13 protein-coding genes are annotated in these 14,978 nt (G+C 55.4%); 10 read left to right on the forward strand and 3 right to left on the reverse strand.

Going from position 1 to position 14,978, the window contains the following annotated elements; genetic code table 11:
- Nucleotides 1-90: 90 nt before the first annotated feature.
- From HUN04_23115 to HUN04_23130, 4 genes are all read left to right on the forward strand, one after another.
- Entirely contained in the window at nt 91-624 is a 534-nt protein-coding gene (locus HUN04_23115; GenBank protein WDP92455.1) for an adenylate kinase, read from the forward strand.
- Nucleotides 621-1,100, forward strand: a complete 480-nt coding sequence (locus tag HUN04_23120; protein WDP92456.1) for a GNAT family N-acetyltransferase — start codon at nt 621-623, stop codon at nt 1,098-1,100. Before HUN04_23115 ends, HUN04_23120 begins: the two co-directional genes overlap by 4 nt.
- Nucleotides 1,101-1,185: 85 nt before the next feature.
- Nucleotides 1,186-2,025, forward strand: a complete 840-nt coding sequence (locus tag HUN04_23125; protein WDP92457.1) for a PhzF family phenazine biosynthesis protein — start codon at nt 1,186-1,188, stop codon at nt 2,023-2,025.
- A gap of 10 nt (nt 2,026-2,035) precedes the next feature.
- Nucleotides 2,036-2,365, forward strand: coding sequence for a hypothetical protein (locus tag HUN04_23130; protein WDP92458.1), 330 nt, complete (start codon nt 2,036-2,038; stop codon nt 2,363-2,365).
- An 88-nt stretch (nt 2,366-2,453) separates the two neighbouring features.
- Here HUN04_23130 and HUN04_23135 read toward each other — a convergent pair whose 3' ends face one another.
- Entirely contained in the window at nt 2,454-4,331 is a 1,878-nt protein-coding gene (locus HUN04_23135; GenBank protein ID WDP92459.1) for a CBS domain-containing protein, read from the reverse strand.
- Between the two features lie 160 nt (nt 4,332-4,491).
- Here HUN04_23135 and HUN04_23140 point away from each other — a divergent pair, with 160 nt between their 5' ends.
- The 6 genes from HUN04_23140 to HUN04_23165 all read left to right on the forward strand — a co-directional run bounded on the left by HUN04_23140 (nt 4,492) and on the right by HUN04_23165 (nt 11,932).
- Nucleotides 4,492-5,202, forward strand: coding sequence for a hypothetical protein (locus HUN04_23140; GenBank protein ID WDP92460.1), 711 nt, complete (start codon nt 4,492-4,494; stop codon nt 5,200-5,202).
- Nucleotides 5,203-5,306: 104 nt separating this feature from the next.
- Entirely contained in the window at nt 5,307-5,990 is a 684-nt protein-coding gene (locus HUN04_23145; protein ID WDP92461.1) for a hypothetical protein, read from the forward strand.
- Between the two features lie 3 nt (nt 5,991-5,993).
- On the forward strand, nt 5,994-7,244 hold the full coding sequence (locus HUN04_23150; GenBank protein WDP92462.1) for an IMP cyclohydrolase: 1,251 nt from the start codon (nt 5,994-5,996) through the stop codon (nt 7,242-7,244).
- A gap of 90 nt (nt 7,245-7,334) precedes the next feature.
- Entirely contained in the window at nt 7,335-8,126 is a 792-nt protein-coding gene (locus tag HUN04_23155; protein WDP92463.1) for a dioxygenase, read from the forward strand.
- 192 nt (nt 8,127-8,318) lie between these two features.
- Nucleotides 8,319-9,530 carry a class I SAM-dependent methyltransferase gene (locus HUN04_23160; GenBank protein WDP92464.1) on the forward strand — a complete coding sequence of 404 codons (1,212 nt, stop codon included), beginning with the start codon at nt 8,319-8,321 and terminating at the stop codon, nt 9,528-9,530.
- Between the two features lie 176 nt (nt 9,531-9,706).
- A complete protein-coding gene (locus HUN04_23165) occupies nt 9,707-11,932 on the forward strand; it encodes an NADP-dependent isocitrate dehydrogenase (protein WDP92465.1) in 2,226 nt (741 codons plus the stop codon).
- On the opposite strand, the gene HUN04_23170 is transcribed toward HUN04_23165, so the two are convergent.
- On the reverse strand, nt 11,933-12,847 hold the full coding sequence (locus tag HUN04_23170; protein ID WDP92466.1) for a M48 family metalloprotease: 915 nt from the start codon (nt 12,845-12,847) through the stop codon (nt 11,933-11,935).
- 145 nt (nt 12,848-12,992) lie between these two features.
- Nucleotides 12,993-14,972, reverse strand: coding sequence for an RNB domain-containing ribonuclease (locus HUN04_23175; GenBank protein ID WDP93382.1), 1,980 nt, complete (start codon nt 14,970-14,972; stop codon nt 12,993-12,995).
- Between the last annotated feature and the right edge of the window lie 6 nt (nt 14,973-14,978).

Consider the following 14,978-nt stretch of genomic DNA (forward strand, 5'->3'; position numbering starts at 1 on the left):
CTGTGTCTTTTTTTCAGTCCTGAGTGCCATACCATGGATGACACCAGCCCGCCGGACAACCGCGGGCCTGGGTTCGGCAAAGGAATTATAATGAAACGGATTGCAGTGATCGGGACGAGCTGTTCCGGGAAAACAACATTCTCAAAAGCGTTATCAAATTTCCTTGGATATTCTCATATCGAACTTGACGGGCTTTTCTGGGGAGAGAATTGGACCCGGAGAAAAGAATTCGTCAGGGATGTCGAAACCTGTATACAGAAAGATAAATGGATTGTGGAAGGTAACTATGGCAAAGTCAGGGGGGCAATATGGCAGAGAGCCACGACGGTCATCTTTCTGGATCTGCCTTTCCATATTATCTTTTACCGCGCAGTTACCCGAACCATCAAACGGATTATCACCAAAGAACAATTGTTCAGTGATAATGTCGAAACATTCAAGGATGCATTTTTCTCCATTGAAGGCATTCCTTTCTGGGTAATCAAGACTTACCGGAAAAGAAAGCTTACCTATGGAGCGTTAAAGAAAAAGGACGCGTATTCCCATATCGATTTTATTCAACTGCCATCCAAAAAGGCAGTTGACCAATTTTTAATTCATCTGAAGGCGGATAGAGCGATATGAAGATCATACCATCAACCAGAGAGGACGCTGAAATTATTGCCGCTGTGGTTCGCAACGCCAATAAGGATGTTGCAGAAACGTTCGGTTTGAATGCAAAGAATGCAGCCAAGCATCCATCGTTCTGTACGGAGGCGTGGATTCTGTCGGATATGGAACGGGGCCAGGCCTATTTTCTGGCAGTAGAGGATGGGGTTGTCAAGGGCTGTGTTGCATTTGAGCAGCCGGACAGGGATACGGCCTATCTGAACCGGCTGGCCGTGCTGCCGGAGTTCAGGCATTGCGGCATCGGTGCCGGGCTGGTTCACCATATTATCGGTATGGCCAAGGAGAAACAGGTCAAGGTGCTGAGCATCGGAATTATTGCCAGGCATACCCAGCTAAAGGAATGGTATCTGGGGCTGGGGTTTCGTGCCGCCGAGCTGTTGACCTTTGACCACCTGCCCTTTGACGTCCTTATAATGAAATACCAGATCTAAAAGTGCCGGCGCATCCATTTACCGGATTTGCCGGAGGCTTTCCGGTGGACGGCCCCTATGCCGGAATTGAGACGGAGGATAAATTTTGAAGTGTGAGCTTGTGGATGTTTTCGCCGACCAACGGTTGAGCGGAAACGGGTTGACCATATTTTCGGAATTCGGCCATTTGACCGCCGGTGAGATGCTTGCCTGGACCCGGGAGATGCGGCAGTTTGAGTCGATTTTTTTAAGGAATGAAGATGGCCGGTTCTCAGCAAGAATCTTTACCATGGAGGAAGAACTGGACTTTGCGGGCCATCCGTTGCTGGGGCTTGCCTATCATTTACATAACACCTTTGGCAGTGAGGATGTCCACCAATGGCAGGTACAATTAAATCAACAGGCGGTGACGCTGGAGAGCCGGCGGGTTGGAGAGGACTTCCTTGCCGCCATGCACCAGGGAAAGCCCCGGTTCATCAAAACCCTCTCTTCCCATGAAGCCGGCCCATTGTACTCGGCGCTTAATTTGGAGGGCTCCGGTGATTTAGGCTGCAGAGCGGAAGTGGTGTCCACGGGGCTGCCCTATGTGATTTTGCCGGTGGCGGCCGGCATTGAAAAGGTGCGGTTCAGGGTGCCGGATCTAACCCCTATGATATCACCCCACGGGGCGAAGTTTGTCTATGTCCTGGATGTGAAGGCCATTGAGGGCAGAAGCTGGGACAATGAGGGCCGTGTGGAGGATATTGCCACGGGAAGCGCTGCCGGCCCGGCGGCTGCCTATCTCTTTAAACACGGCCTGGTGACAGATGACCGGATCACCATTCACCAGGGGCGCTTCCTGGGGCGGCCAAGTGAGATGGGGGTTGGTTTGGCCTGCAGGGGATCTGAGATTTTGGATATTGAAGTGAGCGGCAAGGTTGTGAAAGTGGCCGATATCCGCCTTTAAAGGGGAAAAGATGGACAGTATGATGAACAATATATGGATTGGACTGGTTATCGGTATGGTGGCCGGCATAATTGATGTGACGCCCATGATCCTCAGGAAACTTGACAGGTTTTCCTGTCTGTCCGCCTTTTTTCACTGGGTGGCCCTGGGCCTGATCATTCCCTTTGTGACCTGGGAGGTCCGGCCCTGGCTCAAGGGGCTGATCATTGCCGAATTGACGGCAGTTCCCATCATGATCATTGTCTATCCCAGGGATGCCAAGGCCGTATTCCCCATGGCTGTTTTTTCTGCTGTTCTCGGGGCTGGCGTGGGGGCGGCCGGAGCCGTTTTTGCCGGATAAACCATCACTGGAGAAGAACAGCAGGGGATTTGATGGGGGCTGGATCCGGAAACGGGTCTGCCCCCAGTTCCATTTTAATGGGGCCGCGTCAGCTTTCCGTCTGCAGCAGCCGGAACAGGGTGCGGCGGGCGAGGATGTCGCCGGAGATGATGCCGATGACCCGGTTCTCTTCCACCACGGGCATGGCGGAAATTTCGTTGGTTTCCAGCATGCGGATGCAGTTGAGAATGGTGGCTTCGGGGCTGATGTGGACGATGTCGGCGGTCATGATTCTGGTGAGGGGGGCGTCGGTGGGCAGTTTCAACGCCGTGGCCCGTGTGATGTCCCAGTTGGTGACGATGCCCATGGGGCGGCCCTTTTCCGAAACCACGGTGACCATGGAAACATGGGATGCCACCAAGAGTTCGGCGGCATCGGAAATGGTTTTGTCCAGGCCCATGACCGGGGCTTCGCCCATGACATCCCGGATGGTCCTGGATTTTTCCTTGGCGGCGATGCGGCCCACGGAGATGCCTTCGGCAATTTCGCAGGGCAGGCTGTCCGCATCCTTGCACAGGCCGTCGATGAGTTCCACCATATTGCCGGGGATAACGGTTTCCAGCTTCTGTCTTGCGGCTTCCTGCCGCTTTTCAGCCAGTTCCTCAAAGGCCTCCCGGTTTTGGTCCAGCCAGCGGGAGATCCCTTCCGAATTTCCCAGCAGTTCTTTGGGGATATACAGGTGTTTGGGGGTGGGAATAATCCGCTCGTGGGCGGCATAGATCACCCCGCCCGAGTTGACCAGGTAATCCGTGGCAATGAGGGTGCCCCTGTCCCGGTATACCCGGCGTTCCATCCTTCGGCGGGCGGCTTTCCGTTCGGGATTGGGGGAGTAGGTATTGGCCCCCTCCACGATCATCTGCCAGTTGCCCATGCGGTCGCAGGTCATGGAGGGTGAGGTCTCCGTGGAAACGTCCAGATAATTGAATACCGGGGACGCCGGGATCAGACAGAAGGCCGATTCAGTGAGCAGATTGTCCGGGCTGTTGGAAAATACGGTGTGATTCTTTCCTGTGCCGCCGATGTGCATGGCCTGGTCGTGGTAATAGGCCTGGGCCACTTGTCCCAGGGTCTTCCACATGCTGAATAATTGTTGCCAGTCCAACCCCTTTAAATCCAGGAGGTAGCCTGTGGCATCGCTGATTCCCTTTATTGCCGGCCGCTGTTCCGTTGGCAACTCCTGGAAGAGCCGGGCCGCATTGGCCCCCACGGCCCCGAATCCCTGGATAAGGACATCCAGCCTGCCTGGGGGCGGCAGTTCCATGTGTTTGAACTGGGGAAGCTGCCTGAGACGGGGGAGATGTTCGATCAGGGCATTGAAAGCGGCCACCACGCCCCGGGCGGCACCGCCCAGTTCGTCGATGCGGTTGCCTCCCATGTCCGCCGGTTTGGAGACCACATTGTTCAACCCGTTTTCCACGGCAAAGATTCTCATGTCTTCGTCGTTGGTCCCCACGTCCGGTCCCGGGATATAGATATCCTTATACCTTTTAAGCAGGCGGCCGAACCCCCTGACGATTTCCCGGCGTTCTCCGGCGTCCATGCCCGGGGGGCAGACGATCCCTGATTTCCCGCCGCCGAAGGGCAGGTCGGCGGCGGCGTTTTTCATGGTCATGCCCCGGGCCAGGTCGTGGATGATGTCCGGGGTGATGTCCGGCAGCATCCGGGTTCCCCCCATGGAGGGGGCACCCATGGCCAGGTTGTCCACCACCAGGTATCCACCGATTTCAAGGGGGCTTTCACTGTCCCACATGCAGACGACCAGGCGGGGCCCCAGGCGGTCCACCCGGATGCCCAAGCGCTGGAGCCGTTCCACATCCAGTGGGCCGAACTCCAGAAAACATAAGTGGTTATCACAGATAAGACGGTGCTGCCTGACGCGTTCCGGCAGCGTCTCCTTGAGAAATGATTTCATTTTTTCGGGGATCATGGCAACACCCTCCCTGATGGTGGGTTATTTAATGAATTATATTCATTTTGATGGCCCGGGAGGTTAAAATCAAGGAAAAAGTTGGAAAAAGCTTAAATAATCCGATGGAATTGACCGGGCGCCTAAACTAGTATAGATGAAAGGGCGTAAAGGAGACCCCATGAAAGACGATGTATTTGACACCCGGAAAATTGATACCCTGGAAAAGATCTATGAATTGTTCGACCATGCCGCAGGCGGGTTTGAACTGGCCTGCCATGAAGGTTGCGACGACTGCTGCACCTGTAATGTGACAGCCACAAGCCTGGAAACGTCCTTTCTTTTTTCACATCTGGAGAAAAACGGGATATCGCATCTAACCTCATGCCTTGAAACCACCGGATCCGGCAAGCGCTACCGCCCCGGCATGACCACCAACGGATTTGCCAGGGCCACCCTTTCAGGAGAGGCAGTCGAAGAAGAGGAAAATGATCCCGCCTGGGGGCGCTGCCCCATGCTTGAGGGCGGGCGGTGCCGCATTTATGAGGCACGGCCCTTCGGGTGCCGGAGCATGTTGTCCCAAAAGCCCTGCCGGGAAACCGGGTGGGCAGATATGCCTCCCCTGGCCCTGAGCCTCTCCACCATTGTGCTTCAGTATATTGAGCACCTGGACAAAGACGGCTTTTCCGGGAATTTTCTGGACGTGGCAGGCCGCTATCTTGGCCGTGAACGGGCGGTCTATTTATCCTTTGAAAATATAAATGATTCTGATACAAGAAAGATATTCCTCCGGAACCGGGAAATCCCGGCACTGATGGTCCCGCCCGAACACCGCAGCCAGGCAGCATCAATGATAAGAGAGCTGAACGCCCTGATGCAGGCAGTTATGTAAGCTGAAAAACTTCACCCAACAGATCTTGACGCATTTGGGGGGATGGTTTACATATCAGCCCAACAAACGATAGATCAACCCAAAATATAAAATGAGGACGGCCCATGGCAAAAAACGTGGTAGACAAAATTGACGATAAGGTAAAAATTCAAACCATGCTGGTGAGCGTGTCGGATAAAACCGGCCTGGAAACATTTATTCCGGGCATGCTGGATGCCAATCCTGAGCTGGTTATCCTGTCCACCGGCGGGACCTACGCCAAAATAAAGGAAATCCTTGGGGAGAGGGCAGATACCTGCCTGCGGCAGGTGTCCGACTATACCGGCCAGCCCGAAACCCAGGGCGGGCTTGTGAAAACCCTGGATTTTAAAATTTACCTGGGGCTGCTTACGGAGACCTATAATCCTGCCCACCAGGATGACCTGAAACGGACAGGCGCCCTTGCCATCGATATGGTGGTGGTGAACCTCTATCCCTTCAGCGAAACCATTGCCAAAGAAGGGGTCACCGTTGAAAACGCCCGGGGAAATATCGACATCGGCGGCCCCACCATGATCCGGGCATCTGCCAAGAATTTTATCCGGGTGGCCTCTGTGGTGGATCCGGCATCCTATGCCGGCATTCTTGACACGGTAAAGGCCCAGGACGGGGCATTGACCCTTGCCGACCGGTACGAATTGTCAAAGAAAGCCTTTGAGCACACCGCCGTCTACGACAGGACCATTGCCGACTGGCTGGGCGCCCGGGCCATGGACGAAGTTCAATCATGTTATGAAGCAGGAGAATAAAAAATGGCCAAAGATCTAAAGCAGATGTACAAAACCATCATGGATGACCATTTCACTCCGAATATGGAGATTTCCTTTGTGGACGGGGACAAGCGGCAGACCCTGTTTTATGAAAAGGTTTCCTGGGTGATCGACGAGGTGGAAAAGGGGCTGCGCTACGGGGAAAATCCAGGCCAGGAAGCGGCGCTGTACCGGTTGGTCAACGGCAACCTGGCCCTGGGGGATGCCCAGACCATCACCCCGGGCAAATACCTTGTTTCAGACATCGAACTGCTCCAGTCCGGCAAACACCCGGGCAAAACCAATCTCACCGACGCGGACAACTCCCTGAATATCCTTCGGTATTTTACGGATACCCCCTGCGCCGTCATTGTCAAGCACAACAACCCCTGCGGGGCGGCCCGGGCCGACAGCCTGGAGGAGGCCTATGCCAAGGCCTATATGGCCGACCGCGTGGCGGCCTTCGGCGGGTGCATCGCCCTGAACAAAGCCGTTGACAAGGCCACGGCTGAAGCCATTGCCGCCCAGTATGCCGAAGTCGTGGTGGCCCCTGAATTTGAGGACGGGGTCATCGATATCCTGGGCCGGCGAAAAAATCTTCGGGTGATCCGCATCAACGCCATGGACCGGCTCCACTCCTTTATCGGCGACCGGGTGGTGGATTTCAAAAGCCTGATGGACGGCGGCATTGTGGCCCAGTGGTCCTTTGTGCCCGAGACCCTGAAAAAAGAAGACCTGGCCATCGCCTCCACCGAGTACAAGGGGGAGACCTTTACCGTCAACCGCCAGCCCACGGAACAGGAATACCAGGACATGCTCTTCGGCTGGCTGGTGGAATCGGGCATCACCTCCAACTCCGTGATCTACGTGAAGGACAATTGCACCGTGGGCATCGGCACCGGCGAACAGGACCGGGTGGGCGTGGCCGAGATCGCGGTGGACAAGGCCTACCGCAAGCTCTGCGACCGGTACTGCTTTGAGCGGTACAACACTGCCTTTGCCGACATGGCCGATGAAGACAAACGGGCGGAAATCGAGGCCGACGTGGCCGAAGTCAAGGGCGGCCTCATCGGTTCCTCCATGATATCCGATGCCTTCTTCCCCTTCAGGGACGGCATTGACGTGGGGCTCCGCCAGGGGGTGAAAGCGGTCATTCAACCCGGCGGTTCCCTCAACGACTACCAGTCCATAGACGCCTGCAACGAGAATGATGCCACCATGGTCTATACGGGCCAGAGAAGCTTTAAGCATTAATATGTGAGTGTCGACACGCCGGACCGGTTCCAGGTCCGGCGTGTTTGCAGGGGATTATCGTAAACTGGATCACTATCTCCGGAGGACGACATGGCCAGACAAACCATTCTTTACATTCCCCACGGGGGAGGCCCCCTGCCTTTGATGGGCCATGACGGCCACCGGGCCCTGATTCGGTTTTTAAAGCAAATTCACCAGGAAATCCCAAGGCCCGAGGCGGTTCTGGTAATCAGTGCCCATTGGGAGGCGGATGCGCCCACGGTTACGGCCCAGCCGTCCCCAGACCTCCTATTTGACTATTACGGATTCCCGCCGGAGACCTATTCCTATACCTATCCCGCCCCCGGGCACCCGGTACTTGCCGCCCGGGTGAATGACGCCCTTGAACAGAACGGATTGTCACCCGTCCTTGACCCGTCCCGGGGATTTGACCACGGGATGTTCGTACCCATGAAACTGATCTATCCCAAGGCAGATATCCCCTGTGTCCAATTGTCCCTGATAAAAGGCCTTGATCCCCTGGCCCATATCCGTATGGGAAAGGCGCTTGGGCAGATTGAGTTTGACAACCTGCTGGTGCTTGGATCCGGATTCTCTTTTCATAACATGGCGGAATTCGGCAGGGAGGGTGACGATGACAGAAACACCGCCTTTGACAACTGGCTTTACCAGGTCCTCTCGGATCCGTCCCTTGCCCCCGGGGCGGTGAATACCCTTCTGGCGGAATGGGAGAAGGCCCCATCGGCCAGGTACTGCCATCCCAGGGAAGAACATTTACTGCCGCTGCATGTCTGTTACGGCATGGCGCAGCGGCAGGGCCGGCGTATCTTCAACGGAAACATACTCGGGAAACTGGCCTCAGCCTATTTGTGGGAAACGTAAAGGTTCCCTGCTAGAGGGAGGCTGGATTCAGGCTGGCGCGGTTAAAAAACGGCGACGGGAAAATTGGCGGTTGATCTGCCTTTTTTTTGTTTTATCTTATTCTTACTGCCGGAATCGGCAGGCTGGCCGGTAATGAAACACCGGTGCCGCATCTACCAATTTAAGCATGTCCTGGGCCGATTGGAGTGAAATATGAAACCATTGGATTACTGCGACTTGGCCGATCTTACCATTAATATGACCTGGACAGAGAATCAGGTTACCCATAACGACCTTTATTTTGCCAATAGACTGAATCTATATCGTGATATTTTTCCAGGCAGTCTGCTGGAAACTGTCCTCCGGTACTCGGGTACACAAGCCCCATTTTTCCTATCTGCCCAACCCGGGGAAATTGTTCCCGGATTTGATCCGGAGTTGGTTTTGGATCTCCCCTTGAGCCGTGTCAGGCAGGAGGTGCACAGGGGGGCGGTCCTGCCCGGCCGGTATTACCCGAGGGGCATGCTCCGGGGCGTTCCGGGCGTATTCCGGGAAAACCGGCTTCCGTCCAGGGTCACAAATGTCTGTAAGGGCCGGATGACCATCGACCTGAACCACCCCCTTGCAAGGGAAGCGATAGATCTTCGCCTGGACTTTTCAAACCGGGACACCGGCACAGAGGAGCGGGGGGGAACCTGCACCGACTGGCTGGGACTGGCGCTGGACGGGCCCGGTATGCAGGTGGGGGGAATCGTCCTTTCCGGGGAGGCGACTCTGGGCAGGCGGTTCAAAAGAAAAGATGATGCGCCGGATTCTCTTTTCTATGATATTGATCGCTTCGTTTACCACATCGATACGATGGCCAGCCGGAATCTCTGCCTGATTTACGAATCGCTGCTGTCAGACGGTGACCGTGTACTGGACCTGATGTCCGGATGGGTGTCGCATCTCCCGGAAGAGATCCGGTTTTCCGAGGTCAGGGGGCTGGGGATGAATCCCAATGAAATGAATGACAACCCAATCCTGACGGCAGCGGATGTGCATGATCTCAATGAAGATCCTCTGTTGCCATATGAATCCGGCCGTTTTGATGCCGTGGTCTGCTCCCTTTCCGTTGAATATTTGGTCCGTCCTGATATGGTGTTTAAAGAAGTGGCAAGGGTGTTGAGGCCCGGCGGGCGCTTTGTCGTTGGATTTTCAAACCGGTGGTTTCCTCAAAAAGCGATCACGGTCTGGGAGGAACTCCATGAGTTTGAGCGTGTGGGGCTCGTGCTGGACTGGTTCAAGGCGTCGGAATGCTTTACTCGGCTTGTCACCTACTCGGTGCGTGGGTATCCTCGGCCCGCTGATGACAAGTACTTTCCAGGAATGGTTGCATCGGATCCTGTTTTTGTCGTTACGGGAAAATCAAACTGGCGAAGATAAATTGCCGGGCGCGATTTTTTCGCATCTGCTATGGTCAAGATGCCGGGTTTTATGCTAACCTGACTTTTTTATTTTAAATGCGGACATAGTCTGGCCGTCGGTCAACAGGGGCGTTCCCGGTTGAGGATTCGGTTATGCCTGTTTTTTATAAATCAAAGAAATCAGCAGAGGACCCTATGACAACACCCGAGATTATCTATACCATTACGGACGAGGCGCCTGCGCTTGCTACCCGGTCTCTTTTGCCCATTGTAACCGCATTTGCCGGAACCGCCGGCATCAAGATCGGGACAAAAGATATTTCCCTGGCCGGCCGGATTCTGGCTAATTTCCCTGAAAAGCTGACCACAGAGCAGAGGGTTGGCGATCATCTGGCTGATTTGGGAAAACTGGCCAAGACCCCCCTGGCCAATATCATCAAGCTGCCCAATATTTCTGCTTCCATTCCCCAGCTGAAGGCCGCCGTTGCCGAGCTGCAGCGTCAAGGGTTTGATGTGCCGGACTATCCGGAGGATCCTGCGGATGACCTTGAGGCGGACATTAAAACCCGGTACGCGAAGGTATTGGGATCTGCCGTGAATCCGGTGCTCAGGGAAGGAAACTCCGACCGGCGGGTGGCCGGGGCGGTCAAGACCTATGCCAGGGAGAATCCCCACAGCATGGGGGCGTGGTCATCGGAATCAAAATCCCATGTGGCCCATATGCAGGCCGATGATTTTTACGGGACAGAGGTGTCGGCGGTGATGGACAGGCCCGGCCCGGTGAATATTGATTTTATCGGTGAAGATGGAGAGTCCCTCCGGCTGAAGGCGGGACTGGGCCTGGAGGCCGGCGAGGTTATAGACGGCTCCGTTATGAAAATCCGTTCTTTGCGACAGTTTCTGGCGGCAGAGATTGAGGATGCAAAGGCAACCGACCTGCTGCTCTCCGTGCATCTCAAGGCCACAATGATGAAGGTGTCTGATCCTTACATGTTCGGCCATGCCGTTTCCGTATTCTTTGAAGAGCTGTTTCAAAAGCATGAAAAGCTGTTTGGGGAGATCGGCGTGGATCCGGCCAACGGGTTAGGTGACCTGATGGCCAGGATACAGGACCTGGACGAAGGCCTGCGGCGGGCGGTGGAAGCGGATATTGAGGCCGCCTACCAAAAACGACCGGCCCTGGCAATGGTGGACTCGGACAGGGGAATCACCAACCTTCACGTGCCCAGCGACGTGATCATTGACGCCTCCATGCCGGCATGCCTGAGATCCTCAGGGAAGATGTGGGGACCCGACGGCGCCCTCCACGACACCAAAGCCATCATTCCCGACCGTTCCTATGCCAGGATCTACCAGCGGGTGTTTGATGACTGCAAAAAGCACGGTGCCTTTGATGTGGCGACAATGGGCAATGTTTCCAATGTGGGGCTGATGGCCAAAAAGGCCGAGGAATACGGTTCCCACGACAAAACCTTTATCATGACAGCCGGCGGAACCGTCCGGGTGTCAGACGATGAGGGGCGGCTGATTTTTGAACACAAAGTGGAAAAGGGTGACATCTGGCGCATGTGTCAGACCAAGGACGAGGCCATCAGGGACTGGGTGAAACTGGGTGTGGAACGGGCGCGGGTAACCGGACTTGCCACAGTGTTCTGGCTGGACAAGAACCGGGGCCATGATGCCAGGCTCATTGAAAAGGTGAACCAGTATCTCAAGGCCCATGAAACCTCCGGGCTTGATATCCGTATCCTTTCACCGGAAGATGCAATGGATTTTACCCTGGAACGGGTGAGGGCAGGACTGGACACCATATCCGTTACCGGAAATGTGCTCAGGGATTACCTCACCGACCTTTTCCCCATTCTGGAACTGGGGACGTCTGCCAAGATGCTTTCCATCGTGCCGCTGCTTGCCGGAGGCGGCCTTTACGAGACCGGGGCAGGCGGCTCTGCGCCTAAGCATGTTCAGCAGTTCATGGCTGAAAATCACCTGCGCTGGGATTCTCTGGGGGAATTTTTGGCCCTGGCCGTTTCCCTGGAGGATTTTGGTGTCAAAAATGATAATCCCAAGGCGCTGGTCCTGGCCGCGGCCCTGGATAAGGCCAACAGCCGATTCCTTAAAGAAAAGCGGTCTCCCTCCCGGAAGGTGAACGAACCGGACAACCGGGCAAGCCATTTTTACCTTGCCCTCTATTGGGCCCAGGCCCTGGCGGAGCAGGATAAGGATGGGGCGCTTAAGCGGGTTTTTGTCCCTGTGGCCGAGGCATTGTCCGGAAACAGGGATAAGATTCTTGGCGATTTGCTGGCCGCCCAGGGCGGGCCCGTGGATATCGGAGGATATTATCACCCGGATGAAACGCTGCTGGCTGCTGTGATGCGTCCCTCGCCCGATTTTAACGCCATTCTTGACGGTATTGCCTGATCAGTAGACTGTAATCCGCCGCCCTGTTCCGTGGGTGCCATGGGGGGCGGACTGGCGGGCCAGATGCTGCAGCCGCCTGATCCGTTCTTGGGTGGGGGGATGGCTCCGCAGCAGGGGCGGTTCTCCCGGCCGGGCCGGGAGGGGAAGAAGCCTGTACCCTGCGGACATGGTGTTGAACTGCTCCACCCGGGCCAGGGCCGAGGCCAGGGCACCGGGGTCGTCAAGGAGCCGGGCGCTGCCCAGGTCCGCCTCAAACTCCCGGGTTCTGGACAGGGCCAGGTAGAGGAGCATGCTCAGCATCGGGGCAAAGACCATCAGCACCAGGGGCAGCAGACTGACCCTGGCATACCCCGTAAGAAACAGGGGGAGGCTGATCACCAGAAGGAATTGTCCCGCCAAGGACAGGTATCCGGTCAGCCTTCCGAAAACAGAGGAGAGGGCCATGACCTGGAAATCATTATTTTTGATATGGGTGATTTCGTGGGCCAGGATGCCGGCCATTTCCCGTGGTGTCAGCGCCGTGACCAGGCCTTTGGTGACGGCCACTGCAATGTCCCCTCCTTGGTCCACGGCAAAGGCGTTGAGCCGGGGCGAGGGCAGATAGTAGAGGGCGGGCATCCGTGCGAGGCCTGCCTTTTGGGACAGGAGATTCAGCATGGCATAGAGCCGGGGAGCCTGTTCCGGTGTCAGGGGGCGGGCCCGTAAATGTCCCATGATGATATGGGCCGGTACATGGGGGGTGAAAACGAACACCAGCACAACGGCAATCATGGCGATTTTGATGCCTGCAGGCCCCGCCATGAACCAGCCCAGGACTCCCAGCAATCCGGCATTGGCAATAAGCAGTGTGGTGGTCTGAAGTGAGTGAAAAAGGGTATGACGGAAGTCATGTTTTTTGTCCGGTCTTCTGTCCATGGTGATCCTCCACTAGTCCCTGGTATCTGGACAAAAGGTAAGGCGGTGGTATTACTTTGTCAAATTTGAACTAAAAAGTAATATTGGTTTTGCGAAATTCAGATGGCGCTGGGAAACGCCGGAAACCGGGGAACGATGGTTGTAGTTATACAGTGAAGAGGGTGAGTTGGTTCCGCCGGGCATCGGCATGCTGGATGGTCACCGGGATCAGGTCCCCGTGTTTGAGCTTGAAGCCGGAGGCGGGCAGCCGGGCCTCCATCATGAATTCTTTGAGCAGGACATTATAATGGTCGCGGTGGCAGTCCAGGACCAGGCCTTCAAAGGTCGCGCCGCGCATTCCCTCCAGGTATTTGATCAGCCAGTACCGTTTCCGGGCCCCCTGTATGCGTCCGGTGTTGGCCACGGGAATGGAAATGGCCTGGAGGATCTCATCCAGTTTCTGGGTGGAATAGGGGGTGCCCAGCCCAAGAAGTGCCTTGATCTGGCGCTGGGTGAGCAGGTCGTGGTATCTCCGGATGGGTGAGGTCGCCGTTACATAGGCTTTTACCCCTAAACCGGCGTGGGGTTCGGCATGGGTGTTTATGATGGCGCGGCTCAATTGTTTGCGCTGCATGAAATTGGGCAACAGCGCCGTTTCAATGCCTTTTAAGATGCGTTGCTTGGGCTGGGCCTGGGATCTGAACACGGCCGGCATTTCATTATTGCTTAAGAATTCCGCCATGAGGGAGTTGGCCAGGATCATCATCTCCGATACCAGCATCCGGGAAGGATTCTCCCGGTCCACCTTTGCGTATCTGATTTCTCTGTTATCCTCCAGCCAGACATTGACCTCGGGCAGGGTGATCTGGATGGCTCCGGCTTTCAGGCGTTTTTCCCTGAGAATGGTGGCCATTTTGTACAGGCTGGTAATGGGATCGTTTTTCCCGTTGAGGAGATTGGCTTCGGCGTAGCTCATCTGCTGGTGCACATTGATGACCGAGGGGATGATTTTATAATCCAGCACCTCGAAGAACCGGTTCATGTGGACCAGGGTGGAGATGGCCGGCCGGGTTTTGCCCTCCTTGAGGCTGCACAGGTCTTCGGAGAGGCTGGGGGGGATCATGGGCAGTTTGTCGTCGGGCATATAAATGGAGGATGCCCGGTAGCGGGCCGCCATGTCAATGGGGTCGCCGTTCTTGATATAGGCGTCCACGTCAATGATGTGAATTCCCAAACGGTAGCCGTTGTCCGTGGTTTCCAGGCTGATGGCATCGTCATAATCCTGTGTGGACTGACCGTCAATGGTGATCAGTGGCAGGTGGGTGAGATTTCGCCGTTTGGGGTTGTCAAAGACATTGGTGGCGGTTCTGCACAGTCGGGTGGCCGTTTCCAGAACCCTGTCCGAAAATGCCACGGGAATCTGCAGAGAGAGCAGGTCAAGGTTTTCGTCAACATCCCAGATGCCGGCCTTGACAAAAAGCCCAAAAAGCTGATCTACCACGCTTAAACCCGACTTTTTGATCATCTGCTTGGCCGTGGCAGCCATATTCGCATCGTTACCGAATAAGTAGTAATTTTTCAGGATCTCAATAATCTGGGGTTCCGGTGGCTCAGGCCGGTTGTCCTGGTTTTTGAGCCGGTTCAGCCAGGCCGCCCCTTTTAGAATCAGGGCTTCCCGGCGTTCTGCCTCACGGACCTGCCGTTTCCGGGTTTCCACCTGCTCGTGGGTGTAGGGCAGAAAAATGAGCTTGTTGAACTTAAAGTAAAGGCGGTCATTGAAAAAGGCACGGATGACGGCGGCTTCATGATCAGGCGTCAGTGGGGGATCAAAGCAGAACAGGGTCATTGCGGAAATATCGATTTCCTCGGGCTCCTCATGGAGGATTTCCCATAGATCCTTTATATCTATAGATTCAGACAGCTTTTTGCGGTTGGCCGTAACCTGTTTCAAACGGGTTACCATGGCTGTTCTGGACATCTCCATATCCAGTACGGCCTCGGACACATGCGACAGCCGCTTCTCGGAAAAATTCACTTCCCGGCTGTTCTCGTTGAGCAGCCGGAGCTTGCCTTTTTTCTCACTGAGGATAACCGCTGAAATAATTTTTTGCTGATCTATATATTCTACAATGGTGCCAATATTCATGGAGAG

This window comes from Desulfobacter sp. (genome assembly GCA_028768525.1).
Lineage (GTDB): Bacteria > Desulfobacterota > Desulfobacteria > Desulfobacterales > Desulfobacteraceae > Desulfobacter.

Bases quoted from the DNA above. Each gene is read 5' to 3' on its own strand.
- HUN04_23175 (WDP93382.1), bottom strand. From the start codon at position 14,972: ATGAATATTGGCACCATTGTAGAATATATAGATCAGCAAAAAATTATT.
- HUN04_23135 (WDP92459.1), bottom strand. From the start codon at position 4,331: ATGATCCCCGAAAAAATGAAATCATTTCTCAAGGAGACGCTGCCGGAA.
- HUN04_23160 (WDP92464.1), top strand. From the start codon at position 8,319: ATGAAACCATTGGATTACTGCGACTTGGCCGATCTTACCATTAATATG.
- HUN04_23165 (WDP92465.1), top strand. From the start codon at position 9,707: ATGACAACACCCGAGATTATCTATACCATTACGGACGAGGCGCCTGCG.
- HUN04_23130 (WDP92458.1), top strand. From the start codon at position 2,036: ATGGACAGTATGATGAACAATATATGGATTGGACTGGTTATCGGTATG.
- HUN04_23155 (WDP92463.1), top strand. From the start codon at position 7,335: ATGGCCAGACAAACCATTCTTTACATTCCCCACGGGGGAGGCCCCCTG.
- HUN04_23120 (WDP92456.1), top strand. From the start codon at position 621: ATGAAGATCATACCATCAACCAGAGAGGACGCTGAAATTATTGCCGCT.
- HUN04_23115 (WDP92455.1), top strand. From the start codon at position 91: ATGAAACGGATTGCAGTGATCGGGACGAGCTGTTCCGGGAAAACAACA.
- HUN04_23140 (WDP92460.1), top strand. From the start codon at position 4,492: ATGAAAGACGATGTATTTGACACCCGGAAAATTGATACCCTGGAAAAG.
- HUN04_23150 (WDP92462.1), top strand. From the start codon at position 5,994: ATGGCCAAAGATCTAAAGCAGATGTACAAAACCATCATGGATGACCAT.
- HUN04_23170 (WDP92466.1), bottom strand. From the start codon at position 12,847: ATGGACAGAAGACCGGACAAAAAACATGACTTCCGTCATACCCTTTTT.
- HUN04_23145 (WDP92461.1), top strand. From the start codon at position 5,307: ATGGCAAAAAACGTGGTAGACAAAATTGACGATAAGGTAAAAATTCAA.